General features: G+C 37.0%; 1 protein-coding gene. It reads left to right on the top strand.

Going from position 1 to position 1,082, the window contains the following annotated elements; all coding sequences use genetic code 11:
- A partial coding sequence (locus tag PLK24_RS06120) for a uroporphyrinogen decarboxylase family protein (RefSeq protein WP_324477312.1) occupies positions 1–932 on the top strand: 932 nt, incomplete at its 5' end.
- Positions 933–1,082 lie beyond the last annotated feature (150 nt).

The following is a 1,082-nucleotide window of genomic DNA, read 5'->3' as shown; positions in this document are numbered from 1 at the left end:
TTCGAGCTATACGAAGAGATCATCCCGACTATGTTCCTTTAATCATCTGGAATCAAGACTTTGATCAATCGGATATTGTCTACGGTGAAATTCAGAAACATTTTTTAGGAGAAAATCGAGACTATTCAGAATGGGGATTTTATTGGTCGAGAAAAGATGAGACCATGGGCCAACCGCGAGAGCCCTTGATAAAAGATTGGAACGAAATTGATAAACTTAAACCACCATCCTTAGACTTACCCGGTCGATTTGATGAACTCTTAAAAAAGAAAGAGACTTATCCGGAGAAATTTCTCATGGCCAGTTTGGCTTTGTCGGGTTTTACCACGATGACTTTTTTAGCTCACTTTGAAGAGGTGTTGATTCATTTATCGACTAAATCGCAGCAGTTGGAACGATTGATCGATGTGGTATTTAATTTTGAAGAAAGTCTGATAAGAGAAACCTCGTATTTTGATGTGGATGCTATCGCTTTTTTGGATGATTGGGGCTCACAAAATGGTTTGATGGTTTCTCCTGATCATTGGAGGAAAATATTCAAACCACGATACCGAAAACAGTTTGATTTAGTTCATCAGCAAGGAATGTATGTCTATTTCCATTCTTGTGGATATATTTACCCAATCATTTCAGATTTTATCGAGATTGGAGTCGATATTCTCAATATCAGCCAACCGAATCTCTATGAGATTCCGAAGTTAGGAAGAGATTTTGGAGGGAAGGTTTGTTTTTGTTGCCCAGTGAGTTATCAAACTACTGGTATATCTGGAAACCCTCAAGAAATAGAACAATATACTGAATACTTATTTGAACACCTGGGGAGGTTCAATGGAGGGTTGATTGGTTATGCTGAAGAATATCATTCGATTGGAATGAGCGAAGAGAATTATCGAGCCAGTATTCGAGGATTTAAGAAATTACACTATTTCTAAAGAAAAAAGAGGCAGACAATTATTATAATAAAAAAAAAACGAGGTCATTGATATGATTGTTCTTGCTCAAGAAGCTGCCTATTGGGTGGCAATTGCTCACCTTACAAATTGGAGCAGAGAAAAAATCAATGATTTTTTTGACCGATTATT

This window comes from Atribacter sp. (assembly GCF_035418125.1).
In the GTDB taxonomy this organism is placed as follows: domain Bacteria; phylum Atribacterota; class Atribacteria; order Atribacterales; family Atribacteraceae; genus Atribacter; species Atribacter allofermentans.
The sequence above is the reverse complement of the archived record's forward strand: the minus strand, read 5'-3'. Positions and strand labels throughout refer to the sequence as shown.